This is a genomic window from Paenibacillus sp. MCAF9, assembly GCF_052114265.1.
Lineage (GTDB): Bacteria > Bacillota > Bacilli > Paenibacillales > Paenibacillaceae > Pristimantibacillus.
Genome location: NZ_JBFREL010000003.1, coordinates 457198 through 471109, shown reverse-complemented (window position 1 = coordinate 471109; position 13912 = coordinate 457198). Strand labels below are relative to the sequence as shown.

The window sequence follows — 13912 nt, the reverse complement described above, 5'->3', positions numbered from 1 at the left end:
ATATCATTATATTTTAAAAATAAATGTTTAACCTGTTTCAAAGCAATCCGAACGGTTTATATGTAAGTATAAGCAAAAGGAAGCTCGACAATCCCGCATAGGAGGGAGATAATTATGAGGACGTTTATTCTTATTGGTTGTTTAATCGGAGGTATATTCGCATACACGGGAGATATTGGGCAGGTCGCCGCGACGTATTCGCCAGTGACTGCTTCAAGCCCAGTGAAGGCGATAAAGGCTGAGGAAGCAACTCATGACATTGTAATCGCTTCTGCATCTCCCTCTACTGTAACGGAAGTTACCTATGCAGCAGAATCAACACCGGTTGTGAAGGCAAAAAAACCAGAATTTACGCTTCAAATGGTTAACGGCATCATGCTTTATGATGATCCAAGCCTTGTGATTCAGAAACTGGGCAAACCAAAAAGCAAAACGGCAGACCCGGATTTAGCTGATCTGATCACCTATCATTACCCGAATATGAATGTCATCTTTAGCGGTGAGTTCATACAATCTGTTGAAATGGCGGAGAATACCAAAACGCTGTTGATTGATGGAAGTGAAGTTGCAGCGACTGTAGATGCTGTAAAGAATGCGTTAGGAGAGCCCGATTATGTGACGGAGGACGGTATCGTATTCGAGCGAGATGAAGCCCTATTAAAGCTTTTTATTGATGCGGATACGCAGAAGCTGACGTCCATTCATTACTTCCACAGCTTCTCTATGTAATAAATCACTTGTACTGCTTGTACAAGGAGAAGGATCTTGATACTATTTATTAAACAAACGTGAGCGGAGTGAATGGAATGAAAGCTGAGCAATTTCAAGTCAAGCAAGAAGAGACACAAAATCAAATTATTCTTCATGTAAGCGGAGAGTTGGATTTATCTGTAGTGCCGCAGCTGCGGGCAGCTCTGGAACCGGTTATGAACCGCGAAGATAAAGCATTGATTCTAAATCTTAAACATTTAAAATATATCGACAGTACCGGAATCGGCATTATCGTTTCGGTGCTAAAACTTCGTGATGAGCTAAAAGCGCCGTTTTTCGTGCGGGATATTCCTTCCGCGGTTAAGCGTCTGTTTGACATCACAGGCATTTCAAGATATTTAATAGAAGGGACAGAGGCCCAAGCATGAATGCCATTCGTTTACAAATACCGGCCCATGCGGACTATATCGATCTGGTCAGAATCTGTCTATTCGGAATTGCCTCAAAGATGAGTTATGCATATGAAGAAATGGAAGATATGAAGGTAGCTGTTTCTGAAGCCTGCAATAATGCAGTTATTCATGGCGTTCAGAGCTCCGAGCAAGAGGTTATCGACGTTTCCTTTGAACCAACTGAAACCGGATTAACGATCAAAGTAAAGAACAGTGGATCAACCTTTCCTTTATCGGATGCACTTAATAAAGCTGCTCCGCTCCCAGATGCGGATGTTAGCGGGCTTCGTGTTGGCGGTCTAGGCATTTATTTAATGCAGGCGCTGATGGACGAGGTAGAGGTTCATCCGTTGGAGAATGGAACAGAAGTTGTCCTAACGAAATATTTGGATGCAGCAGCAGAGGATTAGTGAGATTAAGGTTACAAAAACATCAAAAAAAGCGGTGCAGGAATAATTCCTGCACCGCTTTTTTTTGATTCTGATCTAGAGTTTCTGGATAATTTCCCATTGACTTCCAAGTGTATTACATGCATAATACGCTTATGAAGTGTATTACGCGCGTAATACACATTTGCGATGAATGTGAGGTATGACTATGAACACGATTGAAGGCTGGACGGAAGTTGCGTTCAATAATCGGGACCCTGTTTATTTGCAGGTGGTCCGTCATTTTAAAGAAAGAATCGCAACGGGAAAGCTTGCCGCTGGCCAGGAAACTCCCTCCAGAAGGGAGCTGGGCACGCTTATGAAAATTAATCCCAATACGGTACAGAAAGCGTATAAGGAAATGGAGGAGCAGCAATTGATTATTACGGAAGGAAACTCACCTAGCCGAATTACGAATGATAAAGAACTGCTGAATCATATAAGATCGGAGCTTATTGGCGAGGCGGTAGGTGCTTTTGTGGCGTCGGTGCGCAAAATTGATGTACCTATCGAAGAGCTGCTGCAGCTGGTTAAAAACAAATATGAGGAAGGTGAGCCGGAGCATGATTGAGGTAAAAGATATACATAAGCGGTATCGACGCCGCGATGTTCTGAGTGGCGTTTCTTTTACCGTGCAAAAAGGAGAAATCGCTTGCCTTATCGGCGTGAATGGAGCCGGTAAGTCAACGATTCTGAAGGCAATCATGGGACTGACTCCTATATCGGCAGGCTCGATCCTTATTGATGAACAACTTTTAAGTCCAAGCTTGTATGAGAAAATAGCGTTCGTGCCCGATCATTTGACGATGCCAACCAGCATGAAAATATCCGAAGCGATCAGGTTTATGGCTGATTTTTATGAAAGCTGGAATCCAAAACGCGCAAGTGAGCTCATGCAGTTTTTTAAGCTGGAGTATTCGGATAAAATCGGGAACCTGTCGAAAGGAACTGCCGCTAAATTCAATCTCATGCTGGGGTTAGGACAAGATGCTGATTATATCTTAATGGACGAACCGTTTTCCGGCATTGACTTGTTCAGCAGAGAAACGATAGTGGAAGTGTTTACGAGTGAATTGATTGAGGGGCGTGGCGTTTTGCTCACAACGCATGAAATCGGAGAGATGGAGCAGCTCATTGATAAAGCTATTTTATTGCAGAACGGTAAAATAAACAAATCGTTTTACTGCGAAGAAATGCGCAGCGAGCAAGGGAAATCAGTCATTGATGTGATGAGAGAGGTGTACCGAGGATGAACCGTTATTTTAAGCTTGTTCATATGGAAGTACATCGTTTTCGCTGGGTGCTCGCTATTCTAATGGCAATTGTTGCGATTACCCAATTTGCTTCGCTCATTTGGGCGACGACCAAAGAATTGTCATTTCGAGAAAAGCTGTTGTTAGAGACTGTAGACAAGAGTCTCCTGGGTGGTTTTTCTCCTCAATATTTATCGTTTGAATGGGCCATTTTCAGCTCGCAGATGGGTTATATTTTGCCGATGTTCCTTTGTATGGGTGTACTTGCTTTGTATGTTTTTGTTATCTGGTACCGTGATTGGTTTGGCCGCTCTACCTTTGTATATCGATTGCTTATGCTGCCAACGGCTAGAAGGAATCTTTATTTAGCCAAAATATCGGCATTTCTCCTGTTCGTTCTTGCGTTTATTTCGTTTCAATTACTATTGCTCAAGGTTCAGCATATCGTATTCAACCTCATCGTTCCGGCTGATCAGCGAATAGACTCCCATATCGTTGAAGCAATCATCAGCAATCAAGCACTTGTATGGCTTATTCCGCAGCAGTTTGAACAGTTTGTTTATTTATACGGCTTTGGAGCCATCGTCGTAGTCGCTGTGTTTACTGCTATTTTGCTGGAGCGAAGCTATCGCCGTTTAGGCATTTTGTATGGCGTGCTTTATTTGGCCGGTTGTGTGTTCGTTGTGGCAGCTCCATTTTTATTTTTGTATATGGATCAGTACTATAGTTATTTGTATCCCTATGAAATATTTGCGCTTGGGCTAACCCTGTGCATTCTTGTGCTCGGCATTTCGGTGTGGCTCGGCATGCGGCTGATGGCCAAAAAGATTACGGTGTAAGGAGAATGTTCATGAGACGTTATTGGTTATCGATCTTAATGGTTGTGCTCGTTGTAAGCGGAATAGCCACTTATTATTCATATGGCAGATTAGATTTCTTGCCTGATTATAAGCTGGAAACGATACAAGGCGATGCCAAGGAAGGCGCTGTTATCGAATTATCAGGCTCTCAATATTTAGAGAGACGCTCCGAAGCTCTAAATATTAATTTCAAAGGAAGCGAATATTACAGGTCGAACGAAAATATGCGTAAAAATGTGCTTAGCGGAGACTCATGGTTCTATAAGCAGCCTGACATTAAGCAAATGATAAAAGATCATAAGTCATTTATGCGGGGCAAGCTTAATGCACAAGGCTTTTACAGAGACGAGGAATGGGTTGTCTATGCAGAAGTTAAAGCAGAAAAAAAGGGCTCAGAAGCCGCAATTGCGGTATTTCAGCTGGAGCTGCTTGAAGAATCAACAGACAAAGTATCGAAGCTTAAAGTGACTTATGAGCTGCCGAAAGCTGTGAAAACGACAAGAGTGAACAATTTCAGCAATAATTATATGAATTTAGTAGATGTTCAAAAGGTAGATGAAGAGATTCATCTGCTCGTCAGTACATATGATTACGACAACGAGAGCAGCAGGTACGAGATATTTGTCATCGATATGAAAAGCGGGAAGCTGCTGCGCAACACGAATATCGAGTCACTGAGCATCAAGTCCACAAGTAATAAAAAAGACGTTCAAATCGAAATTGGACATTTGGGGGATTCAAGCACCCAATACAGCACTCCTTCCGAGAGAATACTCTTTATTGTGATGGAAGAGAAAATTAGCCAACAAGATCGAGAAGCGAACAAGGTGCCAGAAACGCTAAGCGAGAAATATTTTGCCTATTCCTACCGTATGGGCTTAATGACTGAACTGACTAATTTAGATATTAAGGAAGCGTGGACGAGCCTGCAAGGCGATGTGTATTATGTAGCAAAAGGTGGACCTGAACACATCACCTTATCGCGGTATCATTTATCAACAAATAAATTCGAGCAAGCTTATGCCAAATTATCCGCAGACCAGTTGAACGTAGACGAGATCAAATTCCCGTTGATTAAATCAAATCGTGTATACGTTATGACTCAACATGCAGATGTTGCCGGAGCATCTGTGCTCGATCTTGCAACAGGGAAATTGCTCTATACTGGCCGTGTTGTTGAAATCGGCAATGACAAGCAAACACCAGAAGAATTAAAGGAGAATTTACATTTAAACAATATGGAAATCGTCGGAAAAATAAATTGATGAGGAAATGTTATGAGCAGAGCCATTCTAACAGCTTGCAAGCTCCAGCAATTAAAAGGAGTTGAGCCATACGCCTATCAGGTTGCTCACTTTATTTTGCAAGATGCATATCTCGCTGAAGAGGCAGCAAAAGCTGCTTTATTGCAATTATGCCTTGCTCTCAAGCCATTCGAGGGAACGGCGGAGGAGCTGCAATGCCTAGCGAAAAAACTAACGATTAGCGCCTCGATTAAAGCAGCAGGTTCGGTAATAAAATGAAAAGAGCCAAAATCCTTAGGAAAGGATTTTGGCTCTTATTTGTTTCGTGAGCTGAAGCAGCTTTAGCTAATTACTTATTTTGCGAAAAATTCGTTCTGACTGATTAAAATCCTCGTATTTGATTTTATGAACCGAGATTAGTGATTCCATATTGCCTAGTGCCAAGAAGCCTTGTAGAGCGAGGCTTTCAAAAAACAAAGTATGAACACGGCTTTGCAGATCCGGGTCAAAATAAATGAGAACGTTCCGGCACAAAATAACATGAAACTCATTGAAAGAACGATCCGTTGCCAAGTTATGCTGGGCAAACATCATATTTTCTTTGATATAAGGATGGAATAAAGCATGCTCATAATCAGTCGTATAATAAGAGGAAAATTCTTTTGTACCGCCAGCTTGCAAGTAATTTTTGGTGAATCCTTGCATTCGTTTGAGCGGGAACTTCCCTTGTTTTGCACTCTCGATAACATGCTCATTCATATCTGTTGCATAAATCTTCGCTTTATCCAGCAAGCCCTCCTCTTGGAGCAGGATAGCCATCGAATAAACCTCTTCTCCAGTCGCACAGCCCGCATGCCAAATGCGAATTTCAGGAAGGTTCCTAAGAAAAGGAATAACATCCTTGCGGAACGAAGCAAAGAAATTTGGATCACGGAACATTTCCGTTACTCGTATGGAGAAATCATTAAGCAATATATGAATAAATCCAGGCTCATGGAGCACCTTCTCAAGGAGAGAGGTGATCGTGGGCAAGCCTTCAAGATTCATTCGATGCGTAATGCGTCTTCGAAGCGATGAACGCAAGTAATTGCGGAAGTCATAACCATAGACGCGGTAAATGCCATCCAATAACAAATCGATTTCGATTCGTTCCAGATCATCGAGCGTTAATTCATTATAATCTACAGCTTCTTCATTTCCTTGACTGGTCAATTGCCCACCTGCTTCGTCAACCATACCCGCATCAGCGAGAAAAGCTGGTCCATATTTAGAGGTTTGCTAATATAATCGGAAGCACCGGCTTCCAAACATTTGTCGCGATCGCTTTTCATCGCTTTCGCCGTAAGTGCAATAATTGGCGTATCCTTCATTTCAGTATCCTGACGTATGATTTGCATCGTTTCAAATCCATCCATAATTGGCATCATAATGTCCATGAGCACAATATCGAAGTTGGATTGTTCTTTTATAATATCCAAACATTGTCTACCATTGCTTGCCACGGTTACGTTAAAGGCTTTGTTCTCGAGCGCTTTGACGAGTGCGAACACATTACGGGAATCATCCTCGACGAGCAGTACCTTTTTCCCTTTAAATAGAGTGCATTCATCTTCCGATAAATCAGAAATGTTATGATCGGCAATATCAGGCGCAGCATCGATGACCACAGTTTCTGAAGCTGCTGCAACCTCTTGATCAAGGGATACAAGCTGTTCTTTCTCCATATCAGGCAGGCTTGGCACGTAAAGCGTAAAAGTGCTTCCTTTTCCTGGCGAGCTGTTAAGGACGATATTGCCGCCTAAAAGCTTAGTAAATTCATTGCAAATGGATAAGCCTAATCCTGTTCCGCCATATTGACGATTTGTTTCGCCATCGACCTGCTGGAACGCTTCAAATATAAGCTGCTGTTTATCCAGTGGAATGCCTATTCCGGTGTCGGTTACAGATATGGCCAAAACGTCTTTATTTATATGTGCGGGTACAAGTTTTTGTACTTCATGCGAGCCAGCCTTTTGGATGCCCAGAGTAACTGATCCTTTTTCCGTAAATTTAAAAGCGTTGGATAATAGATTTTTCAAAATTTGCTGCAGCCGCTGACCATCCGTATAAAGCAATTGAGGGACATTAGCATTGACGTTAATATGGAAAGCTATTTCTTTCTGCTCAGCGACAGGTTGGAATAGCAGCTTCATATGTTCAGGAATTTCACTTACGTTTACCTCATCCATTGTCAAAATGAGCTTTCCGGCCTCGACTTTAGACAAATCAAGAATGTCATCTATTAGCGTTAATAGATCTTTACCGGATGTATTAATGACTTTTGCATACCCTTCTTCATCCGAATTAAGCGTATGGTTCTCATTTTCCGCAAGGAGCTGAGAGAGAATTAAGATGCTGTTTAATGGAGTACGAAGCTCATGCGACATATTAGCCAAGAAATTGGATTTGTACTGCGAGCTTTGTCTAAGCTGCTCCGAATAGGCCTCAAGCTCTTCTTTTGCTTTTTCCAATTCCTTTGTTTTCTGTTCGGCAAATAGATTCTGTTCCTCTAGATGCTCGGTAGTCATGCGCATTTCCTCTTGCTGCATCTGAAGTTCTTCAGACTGTGTCTGCAGTTCCTCGGTTTGCGTTTGAAGCTCTTCCGTCATTACTTGCGATTCGCTAAGCAGCCTCTCGATTTCCATTCGGCCAACAACGCTGTTAATCGCAACGCCAAAATGAGTATCGATTTGCTCAAGCAGCTTTAAGTGCTGGGAAGTAAACGAATCGACGGAAGCAAATTCAACGACAGCTACTACTTTGCCTTCATACTCGAAAGGCACGATCAGGATGCTCTTGGGCTGAAGCGTTCCAAGACCTGAGGTTAAGCTAATAGGATGCTCTGGAGCCGTGTTCAACAAAAACGTACGTTTTTCAAGCGCTGCTTGACCGACAAGGCCTTCGCCCAATCGGAAGCTTTCTAGTCCTGACTGATCGCCATGGGCTGCATAGGAAGCCATTTTCACAAGTCTCTGCTGCTCGCCTGTACCTTGGCGGAGATAAAATAAGCCATAGGCAGCACCTAGAATTGGAGCAAGTTTTGTGAGAAACGAATCGGCTAGCGTTGAGGTATCATTAATGCCTTGATTCATCGTTGCCACCTCGGCAACTTTCGTTTTGATCCAATCTTGGTCGTTTATATTATCAAGCAAACTGTTGGTAGCTTCAGCGAGATCTTTAATTTCATCTCGTGTATTTACTTTTATACGAGTGGATAAATCCCCTCCGGAGGATGCGATATCGTTTATCGTCTTCACAACCTGTTGGATCGTTTTGACGATTGCGCCGGAAACAAATGAAACGATAATGAAAGCAATAACTGACACGATAAGCAGCATGAGATACAAGCTAATAATGAGGATGTCATTTCGATTTTCCAATTCAGCAATATGCTCTTTCGTTGAAGCGATCTCATTTTGTCGCAAGGTTTCTAACTGTATCCGAAGAGAATCAATATGGTCTTTTCCAATGTCGTCATTAAAGAAATCAATAATGCCTTGCGTATCGTTATTTTTGCGCATGGTTAGAGTAGGCTCACCGGCAATTTCGATCCAATTCTGTATGGTCAGTTTTATTTCTTCCATCGTTTTGAGTGTAGTAGGATTATCGGACAAATACTGGTACAGTGCGTTATAGTTGGCTTCCCATTCGCTTTTTCCACGAATATAGGGCTCTAAATATAGGTCATTGCCGGTAATCACATAACCGCGCTGGCTAGTCTCCATGCTTACGACATTATAGCGAATACTGGTAATCAAATTATGCACTTCGATGTCTCGGCTTGTAATTGACTTAATTTCTGTTTGCAAGGATGATATTCTCTCGCTGACGACAAGGATAGAAACGCCTAAGCAGATTATGATCAGAAAATAGCCGAGTAAAATCTTTGAGCGGATTTTGAAACGTAAATTACCCAATAGAATAAACTCCTTTATATGAAAGAATTCTAGTAACAGTCTCTCTTTATTATAGCATGAAAGAGTGCATAGAATATTCCTGCCTCTTATATGAGAAAAACCGCTTTTTGTTTCAAAGAATGAAATAGCGGGTATGTAATGAAAAAAAGGAAGTGATGACCGATGGATCTACTTATGCAAATCAGTATTGCGGTTATAGCGATTGCTTTTCTTGTTCTCTTGTATTCACTAATTCAAACGTTGAAAGTATTGCGAGGTGCACTTGATGAAATGAGGCAAACCGTTGGCTCGCTGCGAACCGAAGTGACTCAAATTAGCGTTGAGGTGAAGGAGGCCGTTCATAATACGAATGCAATGACACTTGATGTACGAACGAAGCTAAGCTCGCTCGATGTGTTGTTCGCATCCGTCAATGATCTTGGTCACGCCCTGCACTCATTTACCGGAGCGGCTAAGGAATCGGCAGCAAGCGTAGTTGCTTCCATAAAAGGTGAAGGGAAGAAGAAACCAGCGTCAGAACCTAGCTTAATAAGTACGATATATGATGGTGCGATATCCACAATAAGGATATGGAATAAAGTTAAGAAAATATAAGCTATAATAGGAACATAGAAGAGAGGACAGAAGCGACTATGAACTCATTCATTCGTTTATCGATTCCGGCGAGAGCAGAATTCATTGATATTGTTAGACTTACATTATTTGGCGTTGCGAACAAAGCAGGTTTCTCTTATGAGGAAATTGAAGATATGAAGGTTGCTGTAACCGAGGCTTGTACGAACGTTGTACTCCATGCATACAGCAATAGCCAGCCTGGTGTAGTTGATATTAGTTTTGAGCTTGAGGAAGAAGGGCTTTCTATTCGCATCAAGGACGAGGGTACGAGCTTTAAATATGAGCCATCCGCAAGCAAAACCGAGTCTCTGCATAATAAAGAACTAAGTGAAGTAACGGCTGGCGGACTTGGGCTGTTTATGATGCATGCATTGATGGATAAAGTGGAAGTGTTTTCTGAGAGAGGCACCGAGGTAATTTTGACCAAGCTATTTGGTAGGAAAGAGGAGATGGCATGAACGCAAATTCATCCTTCCTGGATCCAGAACATATGATTGAAAAAATAAAATTGTATCAGCAATCGAATTGTAATGAAGTTGCAACCGTATTGCTGCAGCATTTTGAGCCCATTGTGAAGATGGCCGCTGCAAAGATGTCGCGCAGCAGACCAGATCTCTATGAGGATTTATACCAAGTCGGTCAGTTGTCTATGCTGCGATTATTTAGGCAGTATGACAGCTCGCGTGAAATCCCGTTTGAGGGATATGCAATGAAGAGCATTATCGGGCATTTGAAAAACTATTTGCGAGACAAGTCTTGGTATATCCAGGTGCCGAGACGGATTAAGGAAAAAGGCTTGCTGATTCAGCAAGCCATCGATCACTTAACCGTCGAGCTCGGCCACTCGCCCAAAATGGAAGAAATTGCGGTTCATTTGGGGCTTTCGGTGGAAGAAACGATAGAGATACTCTCTTGCCGCGAATCCTACCATTATGTATCGCTTGATACTCCTTTATCGAGCGAAGGGGAAAGCGCTGCTACTATAGGCGACCTAATTGGCTCAGACAAGGACGATTATCAGAATGTTGATAATCGTCTGGACTTGGAGGAGGCGCTGGATCAACTGAAAGCGGAGGAGAAGAAGGTACTTATTCTTGCTTATCACAATGGTCAATCTCAGCGTGATATAGCCGATCAGCTTGGTGTATCGCAGATGAGCGTTTCTCGCATACAAAAGCGGGCGATTGAGAAGCTGAAGGTACTGCTCGCAGATCATAGCGCTGAATTTGGAACGTAAAAGCACTATTATTATTTTTTAGTATATTAAAAACCCCCTTTCCATCTTGATGGAAAGGGGGTTTTTGTTATAAGCCTTATTGTTATTGAACCGGATCGGGAATCATGCCATTCTCAATGACTTGTGCATTGGTTTCCATGTTCTCCATATCCTCGCCAAGCTTAATCATCTCTTCTTCTGTAGGTGCCATTGAATTTGTAGTTGATTCTAGCTCGTCCTCGTCTTTCATTTCATTACCTCCCAGTTGTTGCAAGTCCATCCTTGACATCATCTTTAGCAGAGGAAATGGAATCCATAATATGCTGATTTGATTTTTTGGCGTGATCTACCAAGTCGCCAGCTTCCTCTTTGATATTAGTTGCTATATCCTTCGTGTTTTGCCCGACGGCAGCAGCTAAATCCTTTGTATTATTTCCCACCGTAGTGGCAATTTCCTTTGTCTTTTCGCTAATCGTCTTGAACTTGTTGGAGAGATCCTCCCGCAGGTTTGCACCTGTCTTTGGTGCGAACAGCAGAGCTGAAATAGCACCGATAGCACCTCCTACGATTGCGCCAATCAATACGCCGTTACTAGAGTTTTCTCGTGACATTTGTCATCTCTCCTCGATTTGTATTTGTCGATCAAGTTGATCAACGTTGTTTGAATTTCTTAGTTATATATAAACGAAAACAAACGTTTTGAAACAAAACAATAAGGAAACTATTGACAATTTAAGGGAGACGATGCTACATTTGTTTCGATTTCTCACTTTATTGCTAGGAATTATGTGATATAAAAGGTGGAGCAAATCGATGGAATGGAATCATTTATTTTTAAAAATCAAGAAGGAGGACTTTACTATTCAGTAGGTTGAAAAAATGGAAGAAGCTTTAGAAAATTTCTTAAAAATAATATATTTATTCTCTTAAATTGGTTAATTATTGAGTTAATTATTCCGATAAAAAAATTGCCTGCCTATTTCACCTATGTAGAAACTCACAAAAATAGAGAGATAGAGGAGAGAAATCATGTTTAAACGAGTGGAGAATGAGCTGGAACTGGCTATGTTTAACGGCATTTGGACAACCGTCTGGATGGAGAAAGGTTTTGAACTTGAATTTTCTAAACACGCTCTTGAGAGATTCGTCATTGTGACAGAGGAAGGACATTATGTAGGGACGTCTGAAATTAAACCCTATTGCTTGACTTCAAGCTCCATTAACGATGCAGGTCCGTTTCAAACGCATCCGAAAATTGTTGAAGCAGGCGACGCTGTAGCTGAAATTGACAAAATTGCGCTGCTCCGATCGTATAGAGGAAGGCATATCTCAGATTTGCTCTCGTCGGCAGTCTACATAGCAGAGAAGCTGCAGCTGAAATATTTTGTCTCTTTGCTTGAGCCGAAATTTATGAGGGCGCTTCGCATTTCATACCAAGTACCAATAGAAAAAGTAGGAGAGAAGGTGTTCTATAAGGGAGATGATGTCATTCCCGTATTGTTCGATATGGAGAAGATGTATCGCAACAAAAATAGTTATGAATGGCTCGTTTATCCGCAAGAAGCGGTTTTAGCTGCAAACGGTGCAGGAGGAACTGGACGTACCGTTTAAACGTATGAAAACATGAGTTAACTCAGAAAAGGCGGAAATGTCATGAAAAAAGAATTAACAGAACTAGACAAACGGAATCGATTGTTAATAAAAATCCTGTGGAGTTTGCTTGCTCTCGGGATCGTTACAGATCTTGCTATTGGGCTTGAWGCAAAGATGGTTCTTCTTCTTGCGGGAGTCGGTATATTTTTGTGCGGTGCAGCTACTTTCATGACATACCGTGGCATTTTTACACAATCTATTAAATTTTTTGTACCCTTTATATTGACCATTATCGTTACTTTATTAATCGTATCGGATCCGAATCCTATTGTGAGCACGTACTTTTTAGTTTATGTAAACCTCGCAATCATTACTCTTTACGCAGACTATAGACCGATTATTTTGACAGGTGTTTTGGGAGCCGCAATAAGCACATATTTGTTTTTTGATCCTGTGCTGCAGCCTAAGCTATTCCCAAACGAATCGCTTGTTTATTTATTTTTGTATCTCTTATTTGCTACGGTTGCGCTCGCATTCTCAGCCGGCTTCAGCGGCAAATTGCAGCGGCAGGTAACAGACAAGCAGCGGGAAGCTTTAGCTTCTAAGGATATGGCAGAGGCGCTGCTCGCTAAACTAAACTCTTCTATTATTGTATTAACGGAGTTCAGCAGCAGCCAGCAGCTGACGGTTCGTTCCACTGGAGAAATATCGAAAGAGGTAACGGCAACGTTCTCCGAAATGTCGGCTGCGATCGAGAAGCAGACAGGGACTATTATGAACATTAGTGAATCCTCGCAGGTCATTGATACTTCGGTTAAAACGCTTTTGGAAGGTACGGAGCAGTTGAAGCAATTTTCTACGGTTAATGCAGATTTGACGGAGAACAATCGGGAGAAAATGGCGGTGTTATCGTCAGAGGTAGAAAGTGTTCGCTCTATCATTACTCATACCGTGGACATGATGATTGAACTCAATGAGCAAAATGATCGTGTAAGCTCAATTGTAGAAACGATTAGTACGATTGCTGAGCAGACGAATCTACTTGCGCTTAATGCTGCGATTGAAGCAGCTCGCGCAGGCGAGCACGGCAGAGGTTTTGCTGTCGTATCAGGCGAGGTGCGCAAGCTTGCAGATAATGCGAGAGCGGCGACGAATGAAATATCGGAAATTTTGACGGGAATTCGTTCACAAATCAGTGCTGTTCACGCGCAAGTAGAAAGCGGCCAAGCAGCAGTGACGACGAGCAGAGATGTATCTTTGCAGGTTGAGAAGCTTATTGATCAGATAAACGAGAATACGGAGCTTGTAAAAAGGCATTCTGATTCAGTTGGCAGCTCTGCCAATGAACTGCATGAGCGTTATGCGAGCATGTCGAGTGAAATGCTTAATATCGCAGCTACAACGGAACAAAATATGGCTTCTGTTGAAGAGGTTCATGCCAGCATGGAGACGCAGGATATGAAGATTCATACGATGGTAGAAGAATATGCTCAGCTTGATCAATTGCTTTCAGAGCTTAAGCAAATGGCGGCGAAGCATTAAGCTGATTTGTTATAAGTTTTATTGAAAACGCCAATAGAAGGA

General features: G+C 42.1%; 17 protein-coding genes. 13 read left to right on the top strand and 4 right to left on the bottom strand.

Going from position 1 to position 13912, the window contains the following annotated elements; genetic code table 11:
- Positions 1 to 114 precede the first annotated feature (114 nt).
- The 8 genes from AB4Z45_RS07540 to AB4Z45_RS07505 all read left to right on the top strand — a co-directional run bounded on the left by AB4Z45_RS07540 (position 115) and on the right by AB4Z45_RS07505 (position 5227).
- On the top strand, positions 115 to 729 hold the full coding sequence (locus AB4Z45_RS07540) for a hypothetical protein (protein ID WP_441908551.1): 615 nt from the start codon (positions 115 to 117) through the stop codon (positions 727 to 729).
- A gap of 77 nt (positions 730 to 806) precedes the next feature.
- Positions 807 to 1139, top strand: a complete 333-nt coding sequence (locus AB4Z45_RS07535) for an STAS domain-containing protein (RefSeq protein WP_076269057.1) — start codon at positions 807 to 809, stop codon at positions 1137 to 1139.
- Positions 1136 to 1573 (top strand): anti-sigma B factor RsbW, encoded by a 438-nt coding sequence (gene rsbW / locus AB4Z45_RS07530; RefSeq protein WP_441908550.1) that lies wholly within the window; start codon positions 1136 to 1138, stop codon positions 1571 to 1573. The genes AB4Z45_RS07535 and rsbW (AB4Z45_RS07530) overlap by 4 nt, the downstream gene beginning before the upstream one ends.
- Positions 1574 to 1760: 187 nt before the next feature.
- Entirely contained in the window at positions 1761 to 2162 is a 402-nt protein-coding gene (locus AB4Z45_RS07525) for a GntR family transcriptional regulator (RefSeq protein ID WP_441908549.1), read from the top strand.
- Positions 2155 to 2844, top strand: a complete 690-nt coding sequence (locus AB4Z45_RS07520; RefSeq protein WP_441908548.1) for an ABC transporter ATP-binding protein — start codon at positions 2155 to 2157, stop codon at positions 2842 to 2844. The genes AB4Z45_RS07525 and AB4Z45_RS07520 overlap by 8 nt, the downstream gene beginning before the upstream one ends.
- Complete coding sequence (locus AB4Z45_RS07515; protein ID WP_441908547.1) at positions 2841 to 3683, top strand: hypothetical protein; 843 nt, start codon at positions 2841 to 2843, stop codon at positions 3681 to 3683. The genes AB4Z45_RS07520 and AB4Z45_RS07515 overlap by 4 nt, the downstream gene beginning before the upstream one ends.
- An 11-nt stretch (positions 3684 to 3694) precedes the next feature.
- Positions 3695 to 4969, top strand: coding sequence for a hypothetical protein (locus tag AB4Z45_RS07510; protein WP_441908546.1), 1275 nt, complete (start codon positions 3695 to 3697; stop codon positions 4967 to 4969).
- 12 nt (positions 4970 to 4981) lie between these two features.
- On the top strand, positions 4982 to 5227 hold the full coding sequence (locus tag AB4Z45_RS07505; RefSeq protein ID WP_441908545.1) for a hypothetical protein: 246 nt from the start codon (positions 4982 to 4984) through the stop codon (positions 5225 to 5227).
- 66 nt (positions 5228 to 5293) lie between these two features.
- Here AB4Z45_RS07505 and AB4Z45_RS07500 read toward each other — a convergent pair whose 3' ends face one another.
- Positions 5294 to 6160, bottom strand: a complete 867-nt coding sequence (locus AB4Z45_RS07500; RefSeq protein WP_441908544.1) for a CheR family methyltransferase — start codon at positions 6158 to 6160, stop codon at positions 5294 to 5296.
- A complete protein-coding gene (locus AB4Z45_RS07495) occupies positions 6157 to 8904 on the bottom strand; it encodes a response regulator (protein WP_441908543.1) in 2748 nt (915 codons plus the stop codon). The genes AB4Z45_RS07500 and AB4Z45_RS07495 overlap by 4 nt, the downstream gene beginning before the upstream one ends.
- A gap of 162 nt (positions 8905 to 9066) precedes the next feature.
- Between AB4Z45_RS07495 and AB4Z45_RS07490 the strand changes: the two genes are divergently transcribed.
- The 3 genes from AB4Z45_RS07490 to AB4Z45_RS07480 are packed head-to-tail and all read left to right on the top strand — an operon-like array spanning position 9067 to position 10756.
- Complete coding sequence (locus AB4Z45_RS07490; RefSeq protein ID WP_441908542.1) at positions 9067 to 9498, top strand: DUF948 domain-containing protein; 432 nt, start codon at positions 9067 to 9069, stop codon at positions 9496 to 9498.
- A 38-nt stretch (positions 9499 to 9536) separates the two neighbouring features.
- Positions 9537 to 9977: an anti-sigma B factor RsbW gene (gene rsbW, locus AB4Z45_RS07485; protein WP_076269046.1), complete on the top strand. Its 441-nt coding sequence runs from the start codon at positions 9537 to 9539 to the stop codon at positions 9975 to 9977.
- Positions 9974 to 10756, top strand: a complete 783-nt coding sequence (locus tag AB4Z45_RS07480) for a sigma-70 family RNA polymerase sigma factor (protein WP_441908541.1) — start codon at positions 9974 to 9976, stop codon at positions 10754 to 10756. The genes rsbW (AB4Z45_RS07485) and AB4Z45_RS07480 overlap by 4 nt, the downstream gene beginning before the upstream one ends.
- Before the next feature lie 82 nt (positions 10757 to 10838).
- On the opposite strand, the gene AB4Z45_RS07475 is transcribed toward AB4Z45_RS07480, so the two are convergent.
- Complete coding sequence (locus AB4Z45_RS07475) at positions 10839 to 10985, bottom strand: hypothetical protein (protein ID WP_441908540.1); 147 nt, start codon at positions 10983 to 10985, stop codon at positions 10839 to 10841.
- 4 nt (positions 10986 to 10989) lie between these two features.
- Positions 10990 to 11346 carry a YtxH domain-containing protein gene (locus AB4Z45_RS07470; RefSeq protein WP_339204730.1) on the bottom strand — a complete coding sequence of 119 codons (357 nt, stop codon included), beginning with the start codon at positions 11344 to 11346 and terminating at the stop codon, positions 10990 to 10992.
- 418 nt (positions 11347 to 11764) lie between these two features.
- Here AB4Z45_RS07470 and AB4Z45_RS07465 point away from each other — a divergent pair, with 418 nt between their 5' ends.
- Positions 11765 to 12346 carry a GNAT family N-acetyltransferase gene (locus tag AB4Z45_RS07465; RefSeq protein ID WP_441908539.1) on the top strand — a complete coding sequence of 194 codons (582 nt, stop codon included), beginning with the start codon at positions 11765 to 11767 and terminating at the stop codon, positions 12344 to 12346.
- 42 nt (positions 12347 to 12388) lie between these two features.
- Positions 12389 to 13870: a methyl-accepting chemotaxis protein gene (locus AB4Z45_RS07460; protein WP_441908538.1), complete on the top strand. Its 1482-nt coding sequence runs from the start codon at positions 12389 to 12391 to the stop codon at positions 13868 to 13870.
- Positions 13871 to 13912: the final 42 nt, after the last annotated feature.

Coding starts and splice junctions, on each gene's coding strand:
- AB4Z45_RS07510 (WP_441908546.1), top strand. CDS start 3,695: ATGAGACGTTATTGGTTATCGATCTTAATGGTTGTGCTCGTTGTAAGC.
- AB4Z45_RS07535 (WP_076269057.1), top strand. CDS start 807: ATGAAAGCTGAGCAATTTCAAGTCAAGCAAGAAGAGACACAAAATCAA.
- AB4Z45_RS07465 (WP_441908539.1), top strand. CDS start 11,765: ATGTTTAAACGAGTGGAGAATGAGCTGGAACTGGCTATGTTTAACGGC.
- AB4Z45_RS07525 (WP_441908549.1), top strand. CDS start 1,761: ATGAACACGATTGAAGGCTGGACGGAAGTTGCGTTCAATAATCGGGAC.
- AB4Z45_RS07475 (WP_441908540.1), bottom strand. CDS start 10,985: ATGAAAGACGAGGACGAGCTAGAATCAACTACAAATTCAATGGCACCT.
- AB4Z45_RS07515 (WP_441908547.1), top strand. CDS start 2,841: ATGAACCGTTATTTTAAGCTTGTTCATATGGAAGTACATCGTTTTCGC.
- AB4Z45_RS07540 (WP_441908551.1), top strand. CDS start 115: ATGAGGACGTTTATTCTTATTGGTTGTTTAATCGGAGGTATATTCGCA.
- AB4Z45_RS07490 (WP_441908542.1), top strand. CDS start 9,067: ATGGATCTACTTATGCAAATCAGTATTGCGGTTATAGCGATTGCTTTT.
- AB4Z45_RS07480 (WP_441908541.1), top strand. CDS start 9,974: ATGAACGCAAATTCATCCTTCCTGGATCCAGAACATATGATTGAAAAA.
- rsbW (WP_441908550.1), top strand. CDS start 1,136: ATGAATGCCATTCGTTTACAAATACCGGCCCATGCGGACTATATCGAT.
- AB4Z45_RS07520 (WP_441908548.1), top strand. CDS start 2,155: ATGATTGAGGTAAAAGATATACATAAGCGGTATCGACGCCGCGATGTT.
- rsbW (WP_076269046.1), top strand. CDS start 9,537: ATGAACTCATTCATTCGTTTATCGATTCCGGCGAGAGCAGAATTCATT.
- AB4Z45_RS07470 (WP_339204730.1), bottom strand. CDS start 11,346: ATGTCACGAGAAAACTCTAGTAACGGCGTATTGATTGGCGCAATCGTA.
- AB4Z45_RS07505 (WP_441908545.1), top strand. CDS start 4,982: ATGAGCAGAGCCATTCTAACAGCTTGCAAGCTCCAGCAATTAAAAGGA.